General features: G+C 41.6%; 29 protein-coding genes. 21 read left to right on the plus strand and 8 right to left on the minus strand.

Annotation, left to right across the window (positions count from 1 at the left end):
* Window positions 1-7 precede the first annotated feature (7 nt).
* From M3175_RS14955 to M3175_RS14990, 8 genes are all read left to right on the plus strand, one after another.
* Window positions 8-472 (plus strand): molybdenum cofactor biosynthesis protein MoaE, encoded by a 465-nt coding sequence (locus M3175_RS14955; protein ID WP_251520959.1) that lies wholly within the window; start codon window positions 8-10, stop codon window positions 470-472.
* Complete coding sequence (moaD, locus tag M3175_RS14960; protein WP_251520473.1) at window positions 465-695, plus strand: molybdopterin converting factor subunit 1; 231 nt, start codon at window positions 465-467, stop codon at window positions 693-695. Before M3175_RS14955 ends, moaD begins: the two co-directional genes overlap by 8 nt.
* Window positions 696-734: 39 nt before the next feature.
* Entirely contained in the window at window positions 735-1,754 is a 1,020-nt protein-coding gene (locus M3175_RS14965; RefSeq protein ID WP_251520475.1) for a MoeB/ThiF family adenylyltransferase, read from the plus strand.
* A 518-nt stretch (window positions 1,755-2,272) separates the two neighbouring features.
* On the plus strand, window positions 2,273-3,007 hold the full coding sequence (locus M3175_RS14970; protein WP_251520478.1) for a DUF4230 domain-containing protein: 735 nt from the start codon (window positions 2,273-2,275) through the stop codon (window positions 3,005-3,007).
* Window positions 2,997-3,662, plus strand: a complete 666-nt coding sequence (locus tag M3175_RS14975; protein WP_251520480.1) for a uracil-DNA glycosylase — start codon at window positions 2,997-2,999, stop codon at window positions 3,660-3,662. The genes M3175_RS14970 and M3175_RS14975 overlap by 11 nt, the downstream gene beginning before the upstream one ends.
* Before the next feature lie 14 nt (window positions 3,663-3,676).
* Entirely contained in the window at window positions 3,677-3,844 is a 168-nt protein-coding gene (locus tag M3175_RS14980; protein WP_251520482.1) for a uracil-DNA glycosylase, read from the plus strand.
* A gap of 60 nt (window positions 3,845-3,904) precedes the next feature.
* Entirely contained in the window at window positions 3,905-4,201 is a 297-nt protein-coding gene (locus M3175_RS14985) for a YwdI family protein (RefSeq protein WP_251520484.1), read from the plus strand.
* Between the two features lie 18 nt (window positions 4,202-4,219).
* Complete coding sequence (locus M3175_RS14990; RefSeq protein ID WP_251520486.1) at window positions 4,220-4,591, plus strand: DUF423 domain-containing protein; 372 nt, start codon at window positions 4,220-4,222, stop codon at window positions 4,589-4,591.
* Window positions 4,592-4,631: 40 nt separating this feature from the next.
* Here M3175_RS14990 and gerQ read toward each other — a convergent pair whose 3' ends face one another.
* The 3 genes from gerQ to hemQ form a co-directional block, all read right to left on the minus strand.
* Entirely contained in the window at window positions 4,632-5,177 is a 546-nt protein-coding gene (gerQ, locus tag M3175_RS14995) for a spore coat protein GerQ (RefSeq protein WP_251520488.1), read from the minus strand.
* A gap of 29 nt (window positions 5,178-5,206) precedes the next feature.
* A complete protein-coding gene (locus M3175_RS15000; RefSeq protein ID WP_251520490.1) occupies window positions 5,207-5,629 on the minus strand; it encodes a cell wall hydrolase in 423 nt (140 codons plus the stop codon).
* Between the two features lie 158 nt (window positions 5,630-5,787).
* Window positions 5,788-6,534 (minus strand): hydrogen peroxide-dependent heme synthase, encoded by a 747-nt coding sequence (hemQ, locus tag M3175_RS15005; protein WP_119710298.1) that lies wholly within the window; start codon window positions 6,532-6,534, stop codon window positions 5,788-5,790.
* 275 nt (window positions 6,535-6,809) lie between these two features.
* Between hemQ and pta the strand changes: the two genes are divergently transcribed.
* Together pta and lipL are read left to right on the plus strand one after the other, a co-directional pair.
* Window positions 6,810-7,787: a phosphate acetyltransferase gene (gene pta / locus M3175_RS15010; RefSeq protein WP_251520492.1), complete on the plus strand. Its 978-nt coding sequence runs from the start codon at window positions 6,810-6,812 to the stop codon at window positions 7,785-7,787.
* Window positions 7,788-7,865: 78 nt separating this feature from the next.
* Window positions 7,866-8,714: an octanoyl-[GcvH]:protein N-octanoyltransferase gene (gene lipL / locus M3175_RS15015; protein ID WP_251520494.1), complete on the plus strand. Its 849-nt coding sequence runs from the start codon at window positions 7,866-7,868 to the stop codon at window positions 8,712-8,714.
* A gap of 87 nt (window positions 8,715-8,801) precedes the next feature.
* Here the strand turns inward: lipL and M3175_RS15020 are convergent, their stop codons facing one another.
* The gene (locus tag M3175_RS15020) at window positions 8,802-9,557 is read right to left on the minus strand and encodes an RsfA family transcriptional regulator (protein ID WP_251520496.1); all 756 of its coding nucleotides are present in this window, start codon (window positions 9,555-9,557) and stop codon (window positions 8,802-8,804) included.
* A gap of 266 nt (window positions 9,558-9,823) precedes the next feature.
* Here M3175_RS15020 and M3175_RS15025 point away from each other — a divergent pair, with 266 nt between their 5' ends.
* The 3 genes from M3175_RS15025 to M3175_RS15035 all read left to right on the plus strand — a co-directional run bounded on the left by M3175_RS15025 (window position 9,824) and on the right by M3175_RS15035 (window position 12,164).
* Window positions 9,824-10,048, plus strand: a complete 225-nt coding sequence (locus M3175_RS15025; RefSeq protein ID WP_251520499.1) for a YuzB family protein — start codon at window positions 9,824-9,826, stop codon at window positions 10,046-10,048.
* Window positions 10,049-10,314: 266 nt separating this feature from the next.
* Window positions 10,315-11,613 carry an HD domain-containing protein gene (locus M3175_RS15030; RefSeq protein ID WP_251520501.1) on the plus strand — a complete coding sequence of 433 codons (1,299 nt, stop codon included), beginning with the start codon at window positions 10,315-10,317 and terminating at the stop codon, window positions 11,611-11,613.
* A gap of 41 nt (window positions 11,614-11,654) precedes the next feature.
* A complete protein-coding gene (locus M3175_RS15035; protein ID WP_119710292.1) occupies window positions 11,655-12,164 on the plus strand; it encodes a YwgA family protein in 510 nt (169 codons plus the stop codon).
* A gap of 132 nt (window positions 12,165-12,296) precedes the next feature.
* On the opposite strand, the gene thmT is transcribed toward M3175_RS15035, so the two are convergent.
* Window positions 12,297-12,482, minus strand: a complete 186-nt coding sequence (gene thmT / locus M3175_RS15040; protein WP_066056926.1) for a 2-hydroxymuconate tautomerase — start codon at window positions 12,480-12,482, stop codon at window positions 12,297-12,299.
* Window positions 12,483-12,666: 184 nt separating this feature from the next.
* On the opposite strand from thmT, the gene M3175_RS15045 reads away from it, so the two are divergent.
* Window positions 12,667-13,293 carry a site-2 protease family protein gene (locus M3175_RS15045; RefSeq protein WP_251520962.1) on the plus strand — a complete coding sequence of 209 codons (627 nt, stop codon included), beginning with the start codon at window positions 12,667-12,669 and terminating at the stop codon, window positions 13,291-13,293.
* A gap of 15 nt (window positions 13,294-13,308) precedes the next feature.
* A complete protein-coding gene (locus tag M3175_RS15050) occupies window positions 13,309-13,818 on the plus strand; it encodes a YwhD family protein (RefSeq protein WP_251520965.1) in 510 nt (169 codons plus the stop codon).
* Window positions 13,819-13,997: 179 nt separating this feature from the next.
* Here the strand turns inward: M3175_RS15050 and M3175_RS15055 are convergent, their stop codons facing one another.
* Window positions 13,998-16,070 carry a transglycosylase domain-containing protein gene (locus M3175_RS15055; RefSeq protein WP_251520504.1) on the minus strand — a complete coding sequence of 691 codons (2,073 nt, stop codon included), beginning with the start codon at window positions 16,068-16,070 and terminating at the stop codon, window positions 13,998-14,000.
* Window positions 16,071-16,305: 235 nt separating this feature from the next.
* Between M3175_RS15055 and speE the strand changes: the two genes are divergently transcribed.
* The 6 genes from speE (at window position 16,306) to M3175_RS15085 (ending at window position 22,845) form a co-directional block, all read left to right on the plus strand.
* A complete protein-coding gene (speE, locus tag M3175_RS15060) occupies window positions 16,306-17,136 on the plus strand; it encodes a polyamine aminopropyltransferase (RefSeq protein WP_119710289.1) in 831 nt (276 codons plus the stop codon).
* Between the two features lie 154 nt (window positions 17,137-17,290).
* A complete protein-coding gene (gene speB / locus M3175_RS15065; RefSeq protein ID WP_251520506.1) occupies window positions 17,291-18,163 on the plus strand; it encodes an agmatinase in 873 nt (290 codons plus the stop codon).
* A 1,209-nt stretch (window positions 18,164-19,372) separates the two neighbouring features.
* A complete protein-coding gene (locus M3175_RS15070; protein ID WP_251520507.1) occupies window positions 19,373-19,816 on the plus strand; it encodes a YwiB family protein in 444 nt (147 codons plus the stop codon).
* A complete protein-coding gene (argS, locus tag M3175_RS15075; protein ID WP_251520509.1) occupies window positions 19,813-21,483 on the plus strand; it encodes an arginine--tRNA ligase in 1,671 nt (556 codons plus the stop codon). The genes M3175_RS15070 and argS overlap by 4 nt, the downstream gene beginning before the upstream one ends.
* A gap of 57 nt (window positions 21,484-21,540) precedes the next feature.
* Window positions 21,541-22,611: a tRNA 2-selenouridine(34) synthase MnmH gene (gene mnmH / locus M3175_RS15080; RefSeq protein ID WP_251520511.1), complete on the plus strand. Its 1,071-nt coding sequence runs from the start codon at window positions 21,541-21,543 to the stop codon at window positions 22,609-22,611.
* A 54-nt stretch (window positions 22,612-22,665) separates the two neighbouring features.
* Window positions 22,666-22,845 (plus strand): XapX domain-containing protein, encoded by a 180-nt coding sequence (locus tag M3175_RS15085; RefSeq protein WP_160545886.1) that lies wholly within the window; start codon window positions 22,666-22,668, stop codon window positions 22,843-22,845.
* Window positions 22,846-23,162: 317 nt separating this feature from the next.
* Here M3175_RS15085 and uvsE read toward each other — a convergent pair whose 3' ends face one another.
* Together uvsE and cls are read right to left on the minus strand one after the other, a co-directional pair.
* Window positions 23,163-24,119, minus strand: a complete 957-nt coding sequence (gene uvsE / locus M3175_RS15090; RefSeq protein WP_251520513.1) for a UV DNA damage repair endonuclease UvsE — start codon at window positions 24,117-24,119, stop codon at window positions 23,163-23,165.
* Window positions 24,120-24,137: 18 nt separating this feature from the next.
* Entirely contained in the window at window positions 24,138-25,340 is a 1,203-nt protein-coding gene (gene cls, locus M3175_RS15095) for a cardiolipin synthase (protein ID WP_251520515.1), read from the minus strand.
* Window positions 25,341-25,520 lie beyond the last annotated feature (180 nt).

The raw sequence follows: 25,520 nt of genomic DNA on the forward strand, positions 1-25,520 counted from the left end.
TGCCAACATGAATTTTGAAATATCTAGAGAACCCCTTGATACGCAATCGATTATTGACAAAGTCGTTCAAAGGGAAGCAGGAGCGATTACAACGTTTATTGGAACGGTAAGAGAGCTAACTGCTGGAAAAAAGACTTTATACTTAATTTATGAAGCATATGAGAGCATGGCGGTTAAAAAGCTGGAGCAAATTGGACGTGAAATCGAAGAGCGCTGGCCGGGGGCAAAGGTAGCGATTTCGCACCGTGTCGGAAAGCTTGAAATTACGGATATAGCCGTTGTCATTGCTGTATCTACACCACATCGTGCGGATGCATACGAAGCGAATCGTTACGCAATCGAGCGTATCAAGGAGATCGTTCCTATTTGGAAAAAAGAGCACTGGGAAGACGGAGAAGAATGGATTGGAAATCAACTTGAAACGGTTGCTTATCCAAAAGGAAAACCAGAGGAGAGTGATTTAGATGAATAAAGTAATGTTTTTCGCTCATCTGCGTGATACGGTTGGAGAAGAATCAGTATCGCTAGACCTGACAGGAAAGACCGTTGCAGAGGCTAAAGCGATTTTAAGTGAGCAGTATGGAGTAAATTTGGATACGGTTATGGCAGCTGTAAATGAAGAATTTGCTGGTGACGAAGATGTATTAAGTGATGGAGATGTGGTTGCGTTTATACCTCCAGTTAGTGGGGGGTAAATAGAAAAGCGGAAACGGACAGAGGAAGGAGGTTTTATCATGGATGATCGGTATTCGAGGCAAATTCTTTTTTCACCGATTGGAAAAAGTGGACAGGACAAGCTGCGATCTAAGCATGTGCTGATGATTGGCGCCGGTGCACTTGGTTCGGGAAATGGGGAAGTGCTTACGCGCGCGGGTGTTGGGAAGTTAACGATAGTGGATAGAGATTATGTGGAAGCAAGCAATCTGCAAAGACAGCAGCTGTATACAGAAGAAGATGTTCGAGAGAAGCTTCCGAAGGCGATTGCAGCTGAAAAGAGATTGAAAGCCATTAATAGTGATGTAGAGATTGTGCCGGTTGTTGGCGATGCATCGACTGAGATGCTTGAGGACCTTGTGATGGATGTGGACTTGATCCTGGATGCGACCGATAATTTTGAAACGCGAATGGCTATTAACGATATATCGCAAAAGTACAAAATCCCTTGGATCTATGGTGCTTGTGTCGGGAGTTTCGGCATGAGTTTTACGATCATTCCAGGCAAAACTCCTTGCTTGAATTGTTTGCTGAAAAGAATCCCGATTCAAGGAATGACCTGTGATACAGGGGGAATCATTGGACCGGCTGTGCAGATGGTCATTGCTCATCAATCAGCAGAGGTACTGAAGATTCTTGTGGAGGATTGGGAGATGGTTCGTGATTCGTTTGCGAGCTTTGATTTATGGCGAAATCAATACAACAGCATGAAAATGGGAAAAGCAAAGGACCCAGGCTGCTTGTCATGTGGAGACCTTCGGGAGTATCCGTATTTGGATAAGGAAAATCTTTCGCGCTCAACGGTACTGTGTGGTCGTGATACGGTGCAAATTCGGCCACCACGACAAAGTGAGCTTGATTTAGGGGACTTAGCAAGTCGACTAGATAAGTTGGGGTACGTGGTGAAGGCAAATCCATATTTGCTATCGGTTGAAATGGACGAGCAACGTGTCGTTATTTTTAAAGATGGACGCGGACTGGTTCATGGGACGAAGGATATGAGTCTGGCCCGGTCGATTTATCAGAGACTGTTGGGGTAGTTTGGTGGTTGGGGAGACGCTGGTATTTTGGGAGAGTCGCAATAAAAAAGTTCCGTTTTCGAATGCTTACTTATTAAAAGACACAAGAAAAGACGTATGAATACGTCTTTTCTTATTTATTAACATTTCTGCATTCGGTCCGGGCACTTATCGGTTGGCAAATCAGGTTAAGCACACCCGAGCTGATAAATAGACGGAGAAATTCCGCTTAATTAGTAATAATTATGAAAAAATGCTTAAATAGACGGAGATATTCCGACTATTGGCTCGAAAACTACGAAAATAAGCGATTTTGCTTTGCATAAGCGGAAAATCTCCGCTTATTTCCCCCGAAACGAGCTCCATTCTGTATATAACCGGAAAACCTCCGCTTATATTTCTTTTGCTGGTTACTTAATTAAGGATAAGCCATCTTATTTAATCTACTAATATCTTCTATGCGACTTCTTTCTGCAAAATTCTACAAATTCCCTCGTCAACCGTTATAATAAATCTAGAAGTTTGTAAGGAGGGTGAAGATGAACGAGAAAGAAGTACAGATGCAATTAGAGGCCTTGCAGAAGGAACTTAATGAAGCGAAGCAGCAAATGGCGGCCTCGATTGCAGTCAATGAGTTATACCATCACAATCAATCAAAAGCGAGAGTGATTCCAAAATCATTAGCATGGAAGCTAATAGGGATCACCTTATGCATTCTAATTATAATCGGAGCCATTTTTACGATAAAAGCGACCAATCAAGCTACCGTACAAAAAGGTAGTTTTATAGAGCAAATAAAAGACTTGTCGTCACTTGCGTCAGCACAGGCGTACGCGAAGGCGGTTATTGAAAAAGAGGACAATCAGCTGTTTGGGAAGGAAATTAGTACGAATCTTCCGGGAACAAAGAGAAAGTTCCTTCTTATTATCCCAGGCACGGTTACGGCGGGAGTGGACTTAGCTGGAATCAATGAATCCAATCTCCGCGTAAATGAGGAAGAGAAGATCATAGAAATTACGCTTCCACAAGCTTCTATTATCCAAGAGCCAACATTAGATTTTGACCAAGCTCAGGTGTTTTCCGTGGAAGGGATTTTTCGGGACGAAGTGAATTGGAATGAGGCGTACGAGCTCGCAGAGGAGGCCAAGAGGCTCGTAAAGGAAGAGGCCATTGCTCAAGGGCTTATACAGGTGGCAGAACAGAATGCCGAGAAAACATTAACGGAGTTTTTCTCAGCACTTGGATATCGCGCGGTGATCACGTATGAAAAGTAATATGAATGGCTGGGAGTCTTACATCGGGGACGAGTTTAAACAGGAATACTTCACAAAGCTTGAACACCTAATTGAAGAGGAGTATAAACAATATACGATCTATCCGAAAAGAGATCACATCTTTTCTGCACTACAGTACACAAGGTTTGAGCAGGTGAAGGTTGTCATACTCGGTCAGGATCCTTATCATGGTCCAGAGCAAGCTCATGGCTTGAGCTTCTCGGTCCTGCCAGGTGTTCCTACGCCACCATCGTTAAAAAATATTTTTAAAGAGTTACAGAGTGATATAGGCGCACCTATACCAAACCACGGATATTTAAAAAATTGGGCAGATGAAGGGGTTCTTCTGTTAAACACCGTTTTAACGGTTCGAGCGGGTCAGGCACACTCTCATAAAAAGATGGGCTGGGAAACCTTCACCGATGCAGTGATCTCAAAGCTTAGTGAGAGAGAGAAACCGATGGTGTTTGTATTATGGGGGAAACCAGCACAAGAGAAAAAGAAGTTGATTTCCGATCATCACTATATCATTGAAGCTCCTCATCCAAGCCCGCTTTCAGCACATCGCGGCTTCTTTGGGAGCCGACCGTTTTCAAAAGCAAATGAATGGCTGAAGAAGAATGGTTACACAGAAATTGATTGGACAATTAAATAAAAAAGGTGGATCACATGAAGGTAGAAAAAAAGGATTGTTTTAAATGCCAATATTTCTACGTGACTTGGGACCCTCATTTTCCAAAAGGATGCAAAGCATTTGGATTTAAAACAAGGCAGCTGCCATCTATTGAAGTAAGGAAGGCATCAGGCCAGGCTTGCCTGCGTTTTGAGAAAAAGTAACGCTATTCTTTGGAAAATTTAGTGACAGGTCGTATACTATAGGGTAGACAAGGGTATGAGGTGAACGAATTGGAAATTAGTGTGCAAAAGCTACTTTTAAAAATGGAACAGGAGCTGCAGGCAGCCAAATCAAGTGGGACCAACTCACAAGTGAGAGAACGAGTTCATGCCATTAAAACATTATGCGAGCTTGTACTTGAAAGTCAATCGGGTGAGACCACACGTGGATTACCGCGAGTGAATCCTGTGATTCCAACAAAGGTCGAGCAAATTCTAACTTCTTCACCCGTTCAAACACAGCCGAAAAAGCTGCAAATAGATGATGAAAGCAATGGAGATTCACTGTTTGATTTTTAACATAATGGGGTGGAGAGGTTGAAAACGTTTATTATTATTGGTGCCATTAATGCTTTTTTAGCAGTGGCATTAGGGGCCTTCGGAGCACATGGTCTAGAAGGGCGAGTTGAGCAGAAATACTTAGAGATTTGGAAAACAGGAGTCACGTATCAAATGTTCCATGCGACGGGCTTACTGATTATAGGTGTGTTGCTTGGACGCTTGCCGGCTAATGCGCTACTATCATGGTCAGGTTGGATGATGTTAATTGGTATCATTCTTTTCTCAGGTAGCTTGTACGTTATGACATTAACGAAGATTAGCATCCTTGGTGCGATAACACCCTTAGGGGGCTTGTCGTTTTTAGCTGCATGGATTTTAATCATAGTAGCAGCAGTAAAATATTTGTAAACAACAGGAGCATCCTTCTAAGAAGGATGCTCCTGTTTTATTAACGCGGAGGATAAGCAGCTAATCCAGGAACATAACCGGGATAGTCATACTCAAGTTCCTCGTCAAAGGTTGCATAGGCGAAGTACACCATCGGAATTAAGTATCTCATGCCGGTTTGCGGATCGCTTAAGATTAAGTGGTCGCGCCCAGCTGCTTCAATTATTCCTTTAAAGGTTCTTGCTAAGCCCTCATCATTTCCATCAAAATTGGTGTAAACAGTGGTTAACTTTCCTTTGTTTAGGCGGAAGATGTTTTCGATATACGACTCCTCAAGCGGTAACATACCCGGCACTTGAGGACCAGCTGATGGCGCGTTAAAGGCACCTGTGTAACCAGGAACAGCTCCTGCTGGTGGAATTGTTGATCCCGCTGGCATAGTAGGATATGCTGCTGGTGCACCGTATGTAGGAATCCCGGTGCCGGCACCGGCTACCTGACCAGCTGATGGGAATTTTGGTGCACTGGGCTGGACAGGGGCTCCGAAATAAGGTTGTTGATACCCTGTTTGTCTGTAGAATGCATTTGGATCATAATTCTGTGACAAAGAAAATCCCTCCTAGAAAAGTGATCATTTTAATAGACTTTCGGACAATTCTGCTGTGTTGGACTGAAGAAACAGTGCTGTTTATAACGTCCTGTATTCCATTGGTTATACCATTGGGCAGGGCAGGAACCAGTAGGTCTATAAAACCATAAAGAATTGGAAGCAGGATGGAATCGCTCCCCTTTGATCGCACGTCTAGCAAGTTTCATCTCATTTTCACGGGGAGCTTGGTAAAAATAGCCCTTGATGGTTGCCTCAAAACCACCAGGACGTTGATAGATCATTTTTCGTAAGTCACGTATGTCTTTAAAATCTAAACATTCTCCTCTTACTCTGTTCACACCAACATTTCCAACCATTAACATACCTAAATTTCCTTCACCTTCAGCTTCTGCTCGAATTAATCGAGCCAACAGCTTTACATGCTCTTCTGTGTAAGGGATCACACCCATGAATTTCACCTCTCTTCATGTTGTACATTCTGTGGTGAGATGAAAGGGTCAAATAAAAGGAAGAAAGCTCACTAATTCATTCGTATGTGAAGGAAAACTCTTTTATTCCTAGATAATAGAAAAAACCCTCTAGCAAACGCTAGAGGGTTCATACATGATTAGTTTACGTGTAAGAAGCTATGTAGACGATCAATTTCTAGTAAATTTCCTACAAAGAAGGCACCGAATTCGCCGTAACGTGCACTCACTTCATCAAAGCGCATTTCGTACACTAGTTTTTTAAATTGTAAAACATCATCTGAGAACAGTGTGACTCCCCATTCGTAATCGTCAAAGCCAACAGATCCCGTAATAATCTGCTTCACTTTTCCAGCATACTGTCTACCGATCATGCCGTGGCTGCGCATCATCGAACGGCGCTCTTCCATCGGTAGCATGTACCAGTTGTCATTTCCTTGGCGACGCTTGTCCATTGGATAGAAGCAAACATGCTTCGCTTTTGGTAGAGTTGGATACAAACGAGCAAGGATTTCAGGGCTTTGATAAGGATCCTGATCAGCAGGAAGATAGTTGCTTAGCTCTACTACAGAAACGTATGAATGAGCTGGAATCGTATATTCCGCAAGCATGGTCTTATTGAATTCTGTTTCAATTTCATTTAACTCTTCCATCGTTGGACGTAAAATCATCATCATAAAATCAGCTTTTTGACCAACAATTGTATATAAAGCATGGCTGCCTTCCTTCTTATCTTGAGTGGCATTCCATTTTTCTACTAAACCTAAAAATTCATGAATAGCGGTTTGTCTGTCATCACTTGATAATAATTTCCAAGCGGTCCAATTGATTGTACGGAAGTCATGTAAACAATACCAGCCATCAAGAGTTTGTGCTGCTTCTGCCATTTGTTTCACTCCTCATTAGAATTATTATAATGTACAAAACATACTATACCATAGTTTCACCAGGAAACGTGTGAATAAAACCTGAATTTTCACGATGGTATTATTAAAAAAGGATATTTCTAGTGAGAATTGCAGATAGTAAAGAAGATGAGGATTTTGTGGATTATTCAGAAAACAAAAACTTTTTTGATGGAAACGGTAACAATCTGTGAAAGAGTTGAAATTTTATGTGGTAAGCGTATGCTAAAGGTATAGTACATAAGGGAGGATTCGTCATGAGCGACCTATTTACAGGACTGAAGGAAAAAGTAAGTGGACAAAACATTAAAATCGTTTTTCCTGAAGGTCTAGACGAAAGAATTATTAGTGCAGCAGGACGTTTAGCTGAAGAGAATGTATTAACGCCTATTTTAATAGGAAATATAGAAGAAATTGAAACGAAGGCAAAAGAATTAGGCGTGTCTTTAGAGAAGGCTGAAATATACGACCCAAGTCAATTTGCGATGATGGATGAGTTAGTGGCATCCTTTATCGAAAGAAGAAAAGGGAAAGTAACGGAAGAGGACGCACGCAAGATTTTACTTGATGAAAATTACTTTGGAACCATGCTTGTATATTCTAACAAAGCGGACGGATTAGTAAGTGGTGCAGCCCATTCAACAGCTGATACAGTACGACCTGCGCTTCAAATCATCAAAACAAAAGAAGGCGTTCGTAAAACATCAGGTGTATTTGTTATGGTACGCGAAGATGAAAAGTATGTGTTTGCAGATTGCGCGATCAACATTGCTCCAGATGCACAAGACTTAGCTGAAATCGCAGTAGAAAGTGCAAAAACAGCTAGAATGTTTGATATCGAGCCACGAGTTGCAATGCTTAGCTTCTCAACAAAGGGTTCTGCGAAGTCTCCAGAAACGGAAAAGGTATCTGCGGCTGTTCAAGAAGCAAAGCTAAGAGATCCTCTTTTAGTATTAGATGGTGAGTTCCAATTTGATGCTGCATTTGTTCCTTCTGTAGCCAAGAAAAAAGCTCCAGACTCAGTCATTCAAGGGGATGCAAACGTATTTGTTTTTCCAAGTCTAGAAGCTGGTAATATTGGGTACAAAATTGCTCAGCGTTTAGGAAATTTTGAAGCGGTTGGACCTATTTTACAAGGCTTAAACCGCCCGGTAAACGATCTTTCTCGCGGATGTAACGAAGAAGATGTATACAAGCTGTCACTAATCACAGCTGCCCAAGCATTAAGTCAATAAAACATCCGAGCCAGTTCTCTTTAGCTGGCTCTTTTCTATGGTAAAATAAAGGCAAGAAAACACGAGGTGACGGAAACGATGGAAGAAGCGCAGAAACTATTAAACCAGCCTACATGGCGAATTATGGATCAATCCAGTACGGGACTTCATATGAGTGCTCTTCATTCGTTTGGGTATGATGATACGCTCTGCGCCTCGATAGGTACAAAGGGAGCACCTGCAACGGTTCGAGCATGGGTTCATGCAGATACCATCGTACTCGGAATTCAAGATACTAGATTGCCTTATATCAGGGATGGACTTGAGTACTTGAAAGACCAAAGCTACGAGTATATTGTTCGTAATTCAGGTGGATTAGCGGTTGTACTCGACGAGGGAGTTCTAAATCTATCAATTATTCTCCCAGAAGAGGAAAAGGGAATCGATATCAATCGCGGATACGATGCGATGTGGACGCTTATTCAAGAGATGTTTGCTGATTTTGAACGTTCGATCGAGGCTCGCGAAATTGTAGGTTCTTACTGTCCAGGAAGCTATGACTTAAGCATTGATGGAAAAAAGTTTGCTGGAATCTCCCAGCGGCGTTTGCGTGGCGGCGTGGCGGTTCAAATATACCTTTGCGTAACGGGAAGTGGAAGCGAACGTGCCAAGGTTATTCAAGAGTTTTACGATCGAGCAATTAAAGGGGAGGAGACGAAGTTCTCTTATCCAAAAATAGAGCCAGTGGTCATGGCTTCTTTGTCTGAATTGTTTGGCGTTCCACTTACGGTTCAAGATGTCATGCTAAGGCTCCTGCTCACCTTGAAAAAGAAGGCAGGACTCTTGCAGGCGGGAGTGTTAACGGACGAAGAATTACAAATGCTTGATTCTTATGTCTTAAGAGTCGTAGAGCGGAATGATAAATTTTTAGTTGAAGCCAATGAATAAAGAAATGTACAAAAGCCGTACCCCATGCAGGTACGGCTTTTCAACTAAGAGATATTATTGCCTACTCTCCCAATATATATCTATATTTTACTCAGCGATTTTCTCCAAATTTCCATTTCGATCCATCTTGAATTTAGTGGCAGGACGGTCTTCTTCTTCCTCTAATACCACTAGTTTACGAGCACGGTTCATGATTTTCATTAATGTCTCGTAATCTTCTTGGATGATTTCCGTATTTTGCTCCAGATGATTGATTTTTCCTTCTAGCTCTTCATTGCGTCTTTTTAATGCAGCAATTTCACGCTTCAGTCTCTCATTCTCACTTTTTAAAATATCCACTTGAATATTGGACCCACCTAGTGATCGTAGATAAGAGATTACGGCTTCCATACTCATCTCTCTTGGAGCTTGCATTTGTGGTGCGGCCGGGCTTGGTAAGGCTACTTGTGAAATGCTTTGAGCGATTGCTGCTGGCTCGATAGCAATTTCCTCAGAGAAGTTTGGTACTTCATACGTTTCTACTTCAGCGGCTGCAATCGGGCCAACTTCTTCTAGTGTTGGAACCGGTGGTGAGTATAATAGTTTCTTTTTTCCACCTTGGTCTTTTCCTAGTATTCTTTGACGCTGCTTCCGTTGCTTTTTCGCTAATTGTAACGCTTTTTCGTAACGATGTCGTACTACTGCATTCCAGCGGAAACCACATGCTGCAGAGGTACGATTAAGCTTGTCCCCAACCTCTTCAAATGCATTTAGCTGTGTGCTTCCTTCTCGAACATGTCGTAAAACTGTTTCTGCTAGTAATAAATCATTTTCATCTGTCCATGCGTCTTGTCTAACTTTCATTCTACTCAACTCCCTAACGAAAATTACATTTTCAAGTTCTTAGTTAAAGCATGACCACATGTGGTGGGTTTTATACCAATTGATTGCAAGGATAGTAGAGTTTTTTTAAAAATATTTAAGATATCACTAGATAGACAGGTTTTTTATGGATAATCGGCTAAGGATTACAGCTTGCATTAGAAGAAAAGAAACGGTAAAATACCGTTTAGATTATTAAAAAGAGTTTACTTGGCTTAGTATGCACCGAAGAAAGGGTTGTAATATAGATGGCAAATGAATTTCGTGTGTGTGACGATTGTCAGGCCGTAAATTTAAAAACGTTGATTCCTCGTTTAAAGGATATCGATCCTGAGGCAACAATTGAAATTGGCTGTCAATCATACTGCGGACCAGGGAGAAAGAAAACATTCGCATTTGTGAATAACCGTCCCCTTGCTGCGCTAACAGAAGAAGAATTAATGGATAAAATTAATAAGAAGCTGAAAAAATAAAATCACCTATTGGTACGGAAGATAGGTGGTTTTTTTCTTTGATTATTTGTCTGATGGGATGTAGAATCGAGCCTTTATTTCAATAGAAATACCAGCGAAGAGAATGCAGCCCATCAGACATATTACTACCTGAGTTGAGGAGAAAAAGGTTGAATGTTGTCTTCTGATTTTGTCGAAATTCTGTAGATTTTTTCCTTTTTTAGGGTGAATTGTAGAATGAATCAAGTTATAATAGTTTAAAGATAGATAGGAAGAGGGATTCTACAGTGGCATATTCACAGGAAAAGCTAGTGGAGGAAAAGGTTTTTAAAGATCCCGTTCATCGTTATGTACATGTGAGAGACCGTGTGATTTGGGATTTGATTGGTACGAAGGAATTCCAACGTCTACGCCGGATTAAGCAGCTTGGAACGACATATCTTACATTTCACGGGGCAGAGCATAGCCGTTTTAATCATTCGCTTGGAGTCTATGAAATCATTCGTCGCATTATTGATGATGTGTTTGATGGAAGACCGGAGTGGAACAGTGATCAGCGCTTGCTTTCACTTTGTGCTGCGCTCCTTCACGACCTGGGACATGGACCCTTTTCGCATTCGTTTGAAAAAGTATTCGACCTCGATCATGAAGCTTTTACACAAAAGATTATTCTTGGCAACACAGAAGTAAATAAGGTTCTTACAAAAGTAAGCAAGGATTTCCCGAAGATGGTGGCAGAGGTGATCGCCAAAACCTCTCCGAACAAGCTCGTGATTAGCTTGATCTCGAGCCAGATTGATGCGGACCGGATGGATTATTTGCAGCGTGATGCGTATTTTACAGGTGTGAGCTATGGACATTTTGATATGGAACGGATTCTTCGTGTGATGCGGCCGAAGGAAGATCAAGTTGTTATTAAGCAAAGCGGTATGCATGCAGTGGAAGATTACATAATGAGTCGATATCAAATGTATTGGCAAGTGTACTTCCATCCTGTTACTCGTAGTGCAGAAGTGATTTTGACAAAGATTCTTCACCGTGCCAAGCATTTGTACCAAAAAGGCTACCAATTTAAGTACGAGCCGATTCATTTTTATTCTGTATTTGCTGAAAATATTACCCTTCATGACTACTTGAAATTAGATGAAGCTGTTATTCTCTATTACTTCCAAATGTGGGAAGAGGAAGAGGATTTGATCTTGCGCGACCTGTGTGTCCGTTTTATGGATCGAAATCTGTTTAAATACGTAGAGTTTGACCCAGCAAAAGAATATAAGAAGCTAAGTGAGCTTTCTACTTTATTCGCTAAGGCTGGTCTTGACCCGGAATATTATTTAGTGGTGGATTCCTCGTCTGACTTACCATACGACTTTTATCGCCCGGGTGAGGAAGAAGAACGCCTGCCGATACAATTGCTCATGAAAAATGGAGAAGTAAGAGAACTTTCAAGGGAATCTCAAATCGTTGATGCCATCTCAGGGAAAAGAAGAACGGACCATAAGTTGTATTTCCCTGCGGATCTTTTAAAAGACGATTCATCAAAAAAGAACATTAAAAAGCAAATTCGCAACTTACTAGACCTATGAGATAGGTGCTTGATATAAATATGAAGTAGGAGAGGGTCTCATTGTTAAAGGATCATGCCAAAATAATGCAAGCTTTTGCAGCGGCAGGGGAAATTGTTGGTCGGAAAAAACTGCAAAAAATGATTTATATAGCGAAAAAAGTAGATTTTCCTTTCCAAGAGAGGTTTCAGTTTCACTTTTATGGACCTTACTCCGAAGAGTTGACCCTTCGCGTAGAAGAGCTATGCAATATGGGCTTTCTTAACGAGGTAAAGGAGAAAAAGGGCGGTTATATGCAATACCGTTACTCCTTAACAGATGAGGGAATGGAATTTTTAAATATGAACCTAGTGGAACTTCCGGCCTTAGAGGATTGTTTAACCGACATGAATAGCCAGAATGCTAGGTTTCTAGAACTTGTTTCAACCGTACTCTTCTTTGACGATTTAGAAGTAGAGGAAGTAAAGGAGAAAATCTTTACTCTAAAAAGCAAGCAAAAATACACAGAAGACGAAATTAAGCAGGCGTATGAATATATTGAAGCATTAAAGGGGAAAGTAGTCCCTGTATAAAAGAGAGGCTTGGACGTTTTATGTCCAAGCCTTTTTTAATATATTGTCGGTTGGCATGCATGAACGAGCCTTTATTCCATTTGGAATACCAGTGAAGTGAATGCATGCTAACCGACATCTAGACACTAATTTCTACTCGTCAGACAGCCTTTTCCCAGCAATTCCATAATTATTTTTCGTCATTTCATCAATGAATACAACTACCTTCTCAGCAGGTGCGCCAGTTGTTTCCACAACAGCAGCGGTTACTTTTTCCACAAGAGCTTTCTTTTGGTCGTCTGTACGGCCTTCTAGCATTTTTACGGTTACGTATGGCATGATGATTGCCTCCTTGAGAGATATGTAAGTTCTTCATACATAATCATAATGTTCCAAACGGGAGAAAGGAATACTCTTTTTTCCATTTATCCTATATTTCATGTATAATTTGGCTAAATAGAGTCTTCGAAAAGGAGTTGTCGTGTTGGAGCAACTATCTAGGTTTTTAGCTTTTGATTTAGAAATGATTCCATACGTGGTTATTACACTTATCATAGCGTTTTCTGTCCATGAGTTTGCGCATGCGTGGGTGGCCTATAAGTTTGGGGATCATACAGCGAAAAATCAGGGCAGACTAACTCTAAATCCGATGAAGCACTTGGACCCATTTGGCACGTTGTTAATTTTTTTAATTGGATTCGGCTGGGCGAGACCTGTTCCTGTGAATCGCTTTTTCTTTAAAAATCCTCGGTTAGCAAGTATTCTTGTATCAATAGCAGGACCTCTCAGCAATCTATTGCTATCTATCCTTGGCTTTGTGTTATTGTATGGGTTGGTAGCTACTGGTGCGGTGGAAACTCTACCTCCATATGTGTTCGAGTTTCTTAATATATTTTTGTATTTAAATGTGGCTTTATTTGTGTTTAATTTGTTGCCGTTCCCACCGTTAGATGGATATCGAATCATTGAAGACCTCGTACCGGTGAATGTACGGGCTAAAATGACACAGTATGAGCAATATGGAGCACTAATCTTTCTTATTTTAGTTATTACTCCGCTTGATCAATATACGATTGACCCACTGTATTCTACAGTCGTTCCGTCGATTCTATCGACTTTAGATCAGTTCTTTTATCAGTTATTTTTGTAGGAGGCGTTCATGTTTATGGAAGAAAAAAAGAAGAAAAGTATTGGCTTTAATATTATTAAAAGTGATCCAACTGAGGGACATGGAGGATTTGGTGTTGGAGCTCTATCCCTAGATAATGTTTCACCTGTTATTATTGATGTGGATGCAGGGGAAGCGGTCATTGATGTAGGTGCCATGCACGCAAGAAGTGTTGTCGAAAAAGGGATCAAGTTTTTAAAAACCAAGGAAGAAGTTCCAAATGCCAAGCCGTACTGGCTAGTTTGGGTGACGATTGATCGAAAGCAAGAAGGGCCGTATTATGCGGGTGTGACCGCTTGTGAAATGACGGTGGACCGTGAAATTCGTCGTGGCTATAAGTCACTACCAGAGCACGTGAATCGCATGGATAAATCCATTAAACGTCATATCATCGTCGACCATATGGATAGTCGTTCAAAAGGAATCCTAACTGAGTTTCTGAAAAATCATGACGCGGGTATGTGGGAAAGATCAGAAGAGAAACTGAAGACAGATCTTCAAGGATAAGAAAATTATTCCAAAAAGGTTTTTTTAACAAATTGTAAGGAAATACTTGCCGTTTTCCGTTAAAAAAAGTAAACTTTAAACAGCGATAACACGCTATAGCACTAGGACAGAAAAAGCCCCGAGTACATGTGACTCGGGGCTTTTTCGTATATTTGAATAGTGATCGGGTGTGGGGACCGTTAGCTCCAATCAAAAATTTTCTTATACCACGTCTTTTTCTCTTTCTTTTCCTCTTTTTTCTTTTCGGTTGGCTTTTCGGCATCATGTTCTAGATGATCGATGCAGTGCTTGGTCGGTTCTGTTCCTGCAATAAAATACGTAAGTCGTTTGATAGGGCAGTCATCGGTTGCTAATAGGCCGCTTTCAGGGTCAATATATACGCCAACAGTTCCTTTAGGGACTTTGAAGTTTTTAATTGGTTCACTAGCTAATGCGTCCTCCATATAGTTAACCCAGATATTTTTCGCGTACGATTTTTCGGCAACAATTTCAATTGGATTTCCTTGGTCATATCCAGTCCAAACTGCGGTCACTAGTTGAGGAGAAAAACCGACCATCCAGCTATCAGAATCAGTGGAGCCCGACTTACCCGCATAAATCCGAGTCATATCATTGATCATTGAGCTCCCGGTCACATTGGAGTATCCATCGAGCTTTTTATCAAACATTCCTGTCATCATATGAGTCATAACGAACGCTGCATCAGCCTTTAACACACGTTCATTTTCCTTTTCATACTCGTAAATGACTTCCCCACGGTGATCTTCAACTCTCTTAATAAGAACCGGCTTCACTTTTTTTCCGCCGTTAGCAAACAGGCTATAGGCATTGGCCATATCAATCACCTTTACTCCACTTGTCCCAAGTGCTAATGACGGTACTTTTTCCATAGGAGTCGTAATCCCAAATTGCTTGGCTGTTTTTACGAGTGTGTCTTCTCCTAAAAATAAATGAGTTTTAACCGCATACACATTATCGGAAAGAGCGAGAGCTTGTGCCATCGTGATTTCTTTTCCTGCATATTTATTATTAAAATTATGTGGTGTATACTCCGCTCGGTTATCGTCAAAACGAAAGGTTGTCATTTCACTTCTAATTAAAGATGCGGGCGTAAATCCTTGTGAAATCGCCGCATAGTAAAGAAGGGGCTTGATGGTAGAACCTGGTTGACGAACCGCTTGAACAGCACGGTTAAACGGACTTTCCACATAATCTCTTCCGCCTACCATGGCCTTTACATACCCGTTTTTCGGATTCATCGACACGAGAGCTACTTGCAACTCAGAATCCTTTGCCATATGAGTAGAAACATTTTTCTCTGCTAACTCCTGCTGCTCAGTATCAAGTGTCGTGTACACACGCAATCCACCAAGCTCAATCGTCCGCTCATCCAAACCTAAGTCATTTTTTAATGCTTGCTTAACGGCATCCTGAAAATACGGTGCAATTTGTGTCACGGCATGGGAATGCTCACCAACAAAGGATAGCGTCTCATGAAGAGCGGCATTGGCATCGGATTCGGTAATGTATTTACTTTTCACCATCGAATCCAAAATAATTTTTTGACGACCCTTTGCGTTTTCCTCAGAGATGAGAGGAGAATAGATGCTTGGGCCCTTTGGAATTCCAGCTAGCATAGAGGCCTCAGCTAGAGTCAAGTCAGCGGCATTCTTTCCTAAATAATACTGACTGGCTGCTTGAATACCGTATGCTCCTTTTCCATAGTAAATCGTATTTAAGTAACCTTCTAGGATCTCATTTTTCGTATAATTCATTTCAATTCGAATCGTGTATAGTGCTTCTAGTAGCTTACGCTTCCACGTTTTCTCATGCTCGAGAAATAAATTTCGGGCATACTGCTGACTAATCGTGCTTGCTCCTTGAACCTTTGCCATTGCTTTGAGATCAGCAAGGGCTGCACCAGCAATTCGTTTAAAATCAAATCCGTTATGCTCATAAAAGGATCGATCCTCTATCGCTACGGTTGCTTCAATTAAATGGGGAGATATGTCTTCGATTCCTACCCAATATCGCTTTTCTCCATTATTGCTTTCGCCGATCACCTGCCCATCATCCGAGTAATACAGAGACGATTGTGGCACGGCAAGAGGAGGAGGGCCCTGCACCTTGGCGTATATAAGAACACCGGTCACTAATAAAACAAGTAAACCAAGACCGATCGATCCAAGAATGAGTAAGGCACGTATGTATTTCATCGTTCTTCTAAACCGCTGATCTGTAATTACCTCCAAGGATGACACCTCACCTTCAGATAGATTTTTCCTGTGTTCCCATCTTTCTTACTAGTATGAAATGAAAATGGCCGTTTTAAACGCTTATCTATTAAAAAAGAATTTTTTTCTTGCAATTTTGCTAGATTCATCTATACTTTTTCTCATGTTTGAGTTTTTTTGGGGAAGAATAACAATACCGGAAAATTAGTATTGAAACCGATAGATATTTTTAAAATAAGGAAGGATGGCGTAAATGGGACTTTGGTTTACGGAAAAGCAAACTGAGAATTTTGGTATCACAATGAAGGTAAAGCGTACATTACATACGGAGCAAACAGATTTTCAAAAATTAGATATGGTAGAAACAGAAGAATGGGGCAATATGCTTCTTTTAGATGACATGGTCATGACATCGATTAAAGATGAGTTCGTATACCACGAAATGGTTGCTCATATTCCATTATTCACTCACCCAAATCCAGAAAACGTACTAGTTGTAGGTGGCGGAGACGGAGGAGTTATTCGCGAAGTGCTTAAGCACCCAAGCGTGAAAAAGGCAACTCTAGTTGAAATCGACGGAAAAGTCATTGAGTACTCTAAAAAGTACCTTCCAGAGATCGCAGGTCAGCTAGACGATCCACGTGTAGAAGTAAAAGTGGACGATGGCTTCATGCACATCGCAACAGCAGAAAATGTATACGATGTGATCATGGTAGACTCAACGGAGCCAGTTGGTCCAGCAGTAAACCTATTTACAAAAGGTTTCTATGCAGGGATTTCTAAAGCGTTAAAAGAAGACGGAATCTTTGTTGCGCAATCAGATAACCCTTGGTTCAAAGCGGACTTAATTCGCTCTGTACAAAAAGACGTAAAGGAAATCTTCCCGATTACTCGCCTTTACATCGCAAACATCCCAACATACCCAAGCGGAATGTGGGCATTCACTTTAGGATCCAAGAAGCATGATCCACTTGAAGTAGCTGAAGAGCGCTTCCATGATATTGATACGAAGTATTACACAAAAGAACTTCACAATGCAGCATTCGTGCTACCGAAGTTTGTTAAAGATTTAATCGAAGGCTAATAATAAATAAGACGGGGGGAGCTTACCTCCGTTTTTTACTGTGAAAGTCTAGGAGGACAGTTTACACCTGAAGTTAGCCTTTCTTACGTAGTAACACCAGCTATCGGAAGGTGTAAACTGGTCCCCTTATAAGCGAATGAAGGAGGAAAAACTTATGCGTTTTGATGAAGCATACTCAGGTAATGTGTTTATTAAAAGCCATCCAAGCTTTGAGGAAAGTAAAGCGGTATTGTACGGAATGCCAATGGACTGGACAGTAAGTTACCGCCCAGGATCTCGTTTTGGTCCAGCGCGTATTCGTGAAGTGTCTATTGGATTAGAAGAGTACAGCTTGTACTTAGATCGTGAGCTAGAAGATGTGAAATACTATGATGCGGGTGATATTCCACTTCCATTCGGAAATCCACAGCGCAGTTTAGATATGATCGAAGAGTTCGTTGATCAGGTGCTTGATGCTGGGAAATTCCCGCTTGGCATGGGCGGAGAGCATTTAGTTTCTTGGCCAGTTTTTAAAGCAATGGTAAAAAAGTATCCGGATTTAGCTATCATACATATGGATGCACACACAGACCTTCGTGAGAATTATGAGGGAGAGCCATTATCTCATTCTACACCAATTCGTAAGGTGGCAGATTTAATCGGACCACAAAATGTGTATTCCTTTGGGATCCGAAGCGGTATGAAGGAAGAGTTCCAATGGGCGAAGGAAGTCGGCATGCATATTTCTCCGTTCGAAGTGCTGGAGCCTTTGAAAAAAGTATTGCCAACATTAGCGGGACGTCCTGTGTATGTAACAATTGATATCGATGTTCTTGACCCTGCACATGCACCAGGAACAGGTACAGTTGACGCAGGCGGAATTACTTCCAAAGAGCTACTAGCTTCCATTCACGAAATTGCACGCTCGGAAGTAAATGTAGTCGGAGCAGACTTAGTAGAAGTAGCCCCAATTTACGACCACTCAGAACAAACAGCAAATACAGCAAGCAAACTCATCCGCGAAATGATTCTTGGATGGGTGAAATAAGGATATGACTCGTGCACCTACCAGGTTTTGGTGGGTGTTTTTTTGTAGGGTTTTTCGGGTGCTTACCTACGATCACAGGGTAGAAAAGGGTTTGGGGGATTAAAGAGGGAGTTAGGTTCCTATGATGGGTGGAAAAGAGTGTTTGAGGGAACCAAAGAGGGGTTTAGGTTCCCGTGCAGGGTAGAAAAGAGTGCGAGCGGGAATCGAAGTGGGGGTTAGGTTCCCGTGCGGGTTAGAAAAGAGTGCGAGCGGGAATCGAAGTGGGGGTTAGGTTCCCGTGCGGGTTAGAAAAGAGTGCGAGCGGGAACCAAAGTAGGGGTTAGGTTCCCGTGCAGGGTGGAAAAGAGTGTTTGAGGGAATCAAAGAGGGGTTTAGGTTCCCGTACAGGGTAGAAAAGAGAGTTTGAGGGAACCAAAGTAGGGTTTAGGATCCCGTGCGGGGTAGAAAAGAGTGCGAGTGGGAATCGAAGTGGGGGTTAGGATCCCGTGCGGGGTGGAAAAGAGTGTTTGAGGGAATCGAAGTGGGGTTTAGGTTCCCGTGCGGGGTAGAAAAGAGTGTTTGAGGAAATCAAAGAGGGGTTTAGGTTCCCGTGCGGGGTAGAAAAGAGTGCGAGTGGGAATCAAAGAAGGGTTTAGGTTCCCGTGCGGGTTAGAATAGAGTGTGAGCGGGAATCAAAGAGGGGTTTAGGTTCCCGTGCGGGTTAGAAAAGAGTGTGAGCGGGAATCAAAGAGGGGTTTAGGTTCCCGTGCGGGGTAGAAAAGAGTGCGAGCGGGAATCAAAGAGGGGTTTAGGTTCCCGTGCAGGGTAGAAAAGAGAGTTTGAGGGAACCAAAGTGGGGTTAGGTTCCCATGTAAGGTAGCAAAAGCATGCCTTAAGGGAACTAAAGCGCAGCCCCAGGCAATGAAGAAACCGAGTTGCCAAAAGCCAATCATTAAAAGGCCAAAAGAGAAATTATGACCTTTAAAACGAAAAATAATATGGCTCTTGCGTCATAAAGTTCTTTTTATGACCTCTGACAGAAGTAAAACCAGGAGGCAAACGTCATAAAAACAAAGTTATGACATGTAAACAAGGTGATACCTCTCCAATAAAGTCATAAGAGGTATCCCACCATCTCAAATAGTAGCATCACACCTTGCGCTCCCCCTCCAAAATCTTTATAATTATTAAGTTATAGAGAAAGCATTGATAAAAGGAAGTGTATGGCCGTTGTCGAATAGTCCAGCGGATCAAATTCCCGTAAAAATTAAGGTGCATACGACGATTGAAAATGGCGGGGAAAAGGAAACTTTTGAACTCACTACTTTTGGTCGATACTATGTAAAGAATGCAAATGCCTATCTTCAATACGAGGAAAGTACGGAAGAGGGGCCGATGAAAACGACGATGAAGCTCACAGATGATGGAATTCTTCTGATGAGAAGTGGCTCGGTGAAAATGCGAATGCTGTTAGAAGAAAAGAAGAAGCATCGCGGCAGCTACACGACTCCATTTGGAGAGCTGCAAATGATCACAGATACAAAGGAACTTCAGCATAGATGGAACAGTGAGAGTAGTAAAGGAAGGATTGAGGTTTTATACGATCTTTCGATACAAGGCTCAAAAGCAGGTACATACAAATTGCAAATCGTGTTTGAGGAGGAAAAACGTTGAATATCGTTGAACAGGTACAATTGAAGCTTAAAGAGGAAATAAGAGCGGCTGTTATTAAGGCAGAGCTTGCAACAGAGGAACAGCTTCCTGATGTGATTCTTGAAACGCCAAAGGATAAAGCAAATGGGGACTACTCTACCAATATGGCGATGCAGCTAGCAAGAGTGGCAAAAAAAGCACCACGTGCAATTGCAGACGCACTTGTGGCAAGCTTTGATCAATCAAAGGCATCGATTGAAAAGATTGATATCGCTGGTCCTGGATTTATTAATTTTTACATGAACAATAATTACTTAACAGATCTTATTCCGACGATCCTTACGGCTGGGGAAAAGTATGGAGAAACGACGGTTGGAAATGGACAAAAAATTCAGGTCGAGTTTGTGTCTGCGAATCCAACAGGAGATCTTCACCTTGGACATGCGCGTGGAGCAGCTGTTGGAGATTCTCTTTGTAATGTGCTGGCAAAAGCGGGTTACGATGTATCGCGTGAATACTATATTAATGATGCAGGAAACCAAATCAATAATTTGGCATTATCGGTTGAAGCTCGTTACTTCCAAGCGCTTGGTATGGAAAAAGACATGCCGGCTGATGGATACCACGGGGAAGATATCATTGGAATCGGTAAGCGTTTGGCGGAAGAGTATGGTGATACGTTCGTGAATGCTGATGAGAAGGAGCGCTTTGACTTTTTCCGTAGCTATGGATTAAAAGAGGAAATGGCCAAGCTGAAGCAAGATCTTGAGGACTTCCGTGTGCCATTTGACGTGTGGTACTCTGAAACCTCTCTTTATGGCGATGGGAAAATTGATGTAGCTTTAGACAAGCTTCGTGAAAATGGCTATATTTACGAAGAAGATGGAGCGACTTGGTTCCGCTCTACAGATCTAGGAGATGACAAAGACCGCGTGCTTATTAAGCAGGATGGTTCTTACACCTACTTAACACCTGACATCGCTTATCATAAAAACAAGCTTGATCGTGGCTTTGAAAAGCTTATCAATATTTGGGGTGCGGATCACCACGGATATATTCCTAGAATGAAAGCAGCGATTGAAGCGTTAGGTTATGGAAAAGATGTACTTGAGGTGGAAATCATCCAGCTTGTTCACCTTTACAAAAACGGTGAAAAGATGAAGATGAGTAAGCGTACAGGAAAAGCGGTTACGATGCGTGATCTAGTGGAAGAGGTAGGCTTAGATGCCACTCGTTACTTCTTTGCGATGAGAAGTGCAGATACGCATATGGATTTTGATCTTGATTTAGCCGTATCACAATCCAATGAAAATCCAGTCTACTACGCTCAATATGCACATGCTCGTATTTGTAGTATCCTTCGCCAAGGGGAAGAGAATGGATTCACATATGATACGAACGCTGATTTCTCTTTAATCGGTGCTGAGAAGGAAATTGAAGTACTTAAAAAGCTTGGTGAGTTTCCTCTTGCAGTGGCAGAAGCAGCTCAGAAGCGCATGCCACACCGAGTGACAAACTATATTTATGAGTTGGCTTCTACTTTCCATAGCTTTTACAATGCAGAAAAAGTGTTGGATGCGGAAAATGTGGAGCGCACAAAGGCACGTCTTTCATTAATTAAAGCTGTACAAACGACGTTAAAGAATGCACTGAAATTAATCGGAGTTTCCGCTCCTGAAAAAATGTAACAAGTGAGAGGCTTCCGGATTGGGGGCCTCTTTTGAAACCTAAAGGTGGAGGAAGACATGATTAGAGACTGTTCAGTTGAAAAGTTTTTAGAAAATAAAGAGCGCTATATGACGATTGATGTACGGTCACCGGGTGAATTCACTGATAGCCATATTCCTGGGTCGGTCAATATTCCTCTTTTTACAAATGAAGAGCGGGCATTGATTGGAACCATTTATAAGCAAGAAGGTCAAAAGGAAGCTAAATGGAAGGCAATGGAAATCGTAAGTCCAAAAATTCCTGATATGCTTGAAAGAATTCAGGAGATTGAAGAATCTGGTCGCGAGCCAATGGTGTACTGCTGGAGAGGTGGAATGAGAAGCCAATCCGTGGCCACGTTTGCTACACTCGCTGGGCTTCATGTGAGGAGAATTGAGGGAGGCTACCGTGCCTATCGTGAGCATGTGGTGGAGCATATTTCTGACTTAATTCCTGCTGAATCAGTGGTCATCACCGGGATGACTGGAACAGGGAAAACAGAAATTCTTCAGCATTTAAAATCAGCGGGGTACCCCGTGCTCGATTTAGAGAAGTATGCGAATCATAAAGGCTCGGTTTTTGGCTCGATTGGTGGGGAAACGCCGCATAACCAAAAGATGTTTGATGCTCTTCTTTTTGAAGACTTAAAGAAGCTCAAGGGCTCTCCATATTTCATTATGGAAGGAGAGAGCAAACGAATTGGACATGCTGTGCAACCAACAGAGCTAGCAGAGAAAAAATTGAAAGGACTTCATATTACCGTCTATTCCTCCATCGAAAAACGAATGGAACGAATTTACGAGCAGTACGTGAAGCCTTATGAGCACTCAGATGCTTTTCATGAACGTGTTGAGCTTGCTTTAAAGATGATTATTAAGAGAATAAAATCATTTGATATTCAAATGGAGCTCCTAAGATGTGTGGAAGAAAGAGAGTATATGCCCCTTATCAGACTGTTAATGGAGCATTATTATGATCCGCGCTACGGCAATAAAGTAGGGGACTATGAGAATCCGGAAATTTTTGTTTGCAGCGATTCGATTTTAGAGGCAACAAATAAGATCGCAGAGATTATTGAGCAATCAAGAAGAGCAAAAATCGAAGTATAAAGGAGCATTGTGGGGAATGCTTTAAAGTATACGAATGATTTTTGGAGGGGTTCTATGAAGCTTGTCCTGCTATCGTTAGTCACAGGTTTTTTCGTCGGATTTATTTTTGCGCTTTTTCGTCTACCCATTCCGGCTCCACCTGCTTTAGCGGGTATTACCGGGATAGTCGGTATTTATTTAGGTTTTAAAGTGTTTGAGCAGTTAACTCCATGGCTTCAAAGTTTCGGAAAATAAGTAAGGCCAGCCGTATAGGCATAGAAACTCGCCATAGTAATTGGCGAGTTTCTTTATTAGAAATATCTCTTTAAAATAAGATGACTTGTCCTAATCAAGAAATAAGCGGAGATTTTTCCGTTAAATGCAGAACGGGGCTCGTTTCGGGGCAAATAACGGGAGGTTTTCCGCTTATGCAAAGAAAAATCCCCCATTTTTGAATATTTCAAGAGAATAGGCGGAATCTCTCCGCCTATTCAAGCAATTTTTAATAAAAATTACTTATTAATCGGAATTTCTCCGTCTATCAATCAGCTCGGGGCTTTGAATTCTATAAGTTATTTCCATTCAATTTCAGCACCGCCTACTCGTTTCACACCCCGAATGCGGCTAATGTCTTCTACCAGTTTGAGGCAGGCCATGTCCTTCGCCTTTGCTTCAATCATAAAGTCGACATCCGCATTCATTGAGCGGAGAAGGTCCATTAAAGGCATGATATATTCCAAATCAACAAAGTCCGCATGTGCTCGATACATTTTCTCCGACTTTGGGGAAGAAATATGGATTTTCGGTTTTAATGAACGGACTTCCCAGGTTTGAAATACTTTTGGGAGCAGGGTATCTAGAGGCTCTTCACTCAAATTTGCCATATGATGATGATAGTCAAAGACCAGACGAATGCCTTCTTTTTGACAAACAGAAAGGGTCTCTTCGGTTGTATACGTTTTATCATCATTCTCTAAGGTGGTCACTTCCTTGATATGAGAGGGGAGAGATTGAATGTTCTCGTGAAACCGTTCCAGTGACTGTGTTTTATCCCCGTAGGCACCTCCGACATGAATATTCAGGACTCCTTCTTTTTCCACTCCCATCGCTTCTAGCATTCTGTAATGATAGTCCATATCAATCACCGCATTCTTTGTTACTTCCTCACGTGGAGACGTGAACAAAGTGTATTGGTTGGGATGAAAGCTTACACGCATCTGATGTCTGCGAATTAAATCGCCAAGCTCCTGCCACTCCTTTCGAAACGGAGTGATAAAATCCCAGTTTACCTCCGGATGGGTTGATAAGGGGGCGATGGAGCTTGATAAGCGATACACTTGAATGCCGTGCGCGATGTTATAAGATACCATTCGTAATGTATTAAAGATATTTTCACCAGTAACAGCCATTAGTTTTTCCTCGCGTTCAGAAGCGGGAAGCTGCTTATACCGGGTAAAGGTCAAGGCTCTTGCAGGCGATGCCTCCCAAAGTGAAAGGGCAGTCGATACATAGCCAAAGCGAATTCTCATCGTTGAAAAAACTCCTAACTAAAGAAAATAAGAAATAGGACGTGCGATCCATTCGAGCATTTTTTGCTTGAAGCTTAAATGGGTTAATTCATGAAGGGATATTTTTTTTCCATCTTTTACATCCGTTTCATATATGTTTTTCATATGTGAGATGATGTCTGGATCGTACATATAGCAATTAATTTCATGATTTAAGAAAAAACTTCTTTTGTCAAAGTTGGCTGTTCCAGAATCACAGATTCGATCATCTATAATAAGAATTTTTGCATGATAAAAGCCTTTGAGATAACCGTAGACATTTGCCCCTTTAGAAATAAGCGTACGTAAATAGGGGAACGAGGCTTCTTTTACAAATGGGTGATCAGGAGTTTGAGGAACAAGGATGGTCACCTCCACACCGCGATTCAATGCAGCCAACAGATCTTGATAAATGCGTTTGCTAGGAATGAAATAAGGAGACCCGATGTGTATCGATGTTTCAGCCCCTCGAATCATTCCGGAGAAGGTTTCCTCGAGATAAAACCCTTCTGAAGGGATAATTTGGTGACGTATCGGTCCTGAAACTGGGTCAGGAAAATATGTGGGAGTATTAAGAAGATGTTCTTGCGTTTCCTCTTCCCAATCCTTTAAAAACTCACGTTGTAGATCATGAACCCCTTCACCCATAATTTTTAAATGATAATCACGCCAAGGGTTCAGCTTTGGATCCTCGTTTAAGTATTCCTTTCCAACATTGAATCCCCCAATATAACCAAGTTTCCCATCAATGACCGTAATTTTCCGGTGATTTCGGACCTGTAAACGGTAAAAGAGAAAAGGGAATTTGGGTTTATGACTATAGGCAAAATGAATGCCGGCTTGTTTCGCTTCATTTACGATTCTCCGTGGAACACCAAAGCTTCCTGCCCAATCGAGGAGAAGCCTAACTTCTACTCCTTCTAATGCTTTGTTTTTTAAAATCTGCAGAAACCTGCGGCCATATGGATCATCTTTTAATATATAAAAAAGAACATGAATATGCTCGTTTGCGTGTTCTATCTCTGAAAATAAGTCCGTAAAGAGGGCATCTCCTCTTGTAAATACATCTATATGACTTTGCCTCATCGGATAACTTTTTCTATAAATAGAAGATAAATGTTGTCTTCTGCCGAGGATAAAGTCGACATACAATAGCAATAGAATGAGTACGACAGCAAGTAGGATGAAACCAATAATCTTCATCAAATTCTCTCCCTTCAGAGGATATCCCATTGGTTCGGGAGTGATCGTACATTGTAGTATCTCCTGTTCGTGTTCTTTCTATGAAGACAGAAAGTTGCGATAAAAAAATGTTGACTGAATGCTCATTCATTATATAATAGTGGTAGATACAATTCAGAAAATTACACATTTTCACGCAAA

This window comes from Robertmurraya korlensis (genome assembly GCF_023715225.1).
GTDB lineage: Bacteria > Bacillota > Bacilli > Bacillales > Cytobacillaceae > Robertmurraya_A.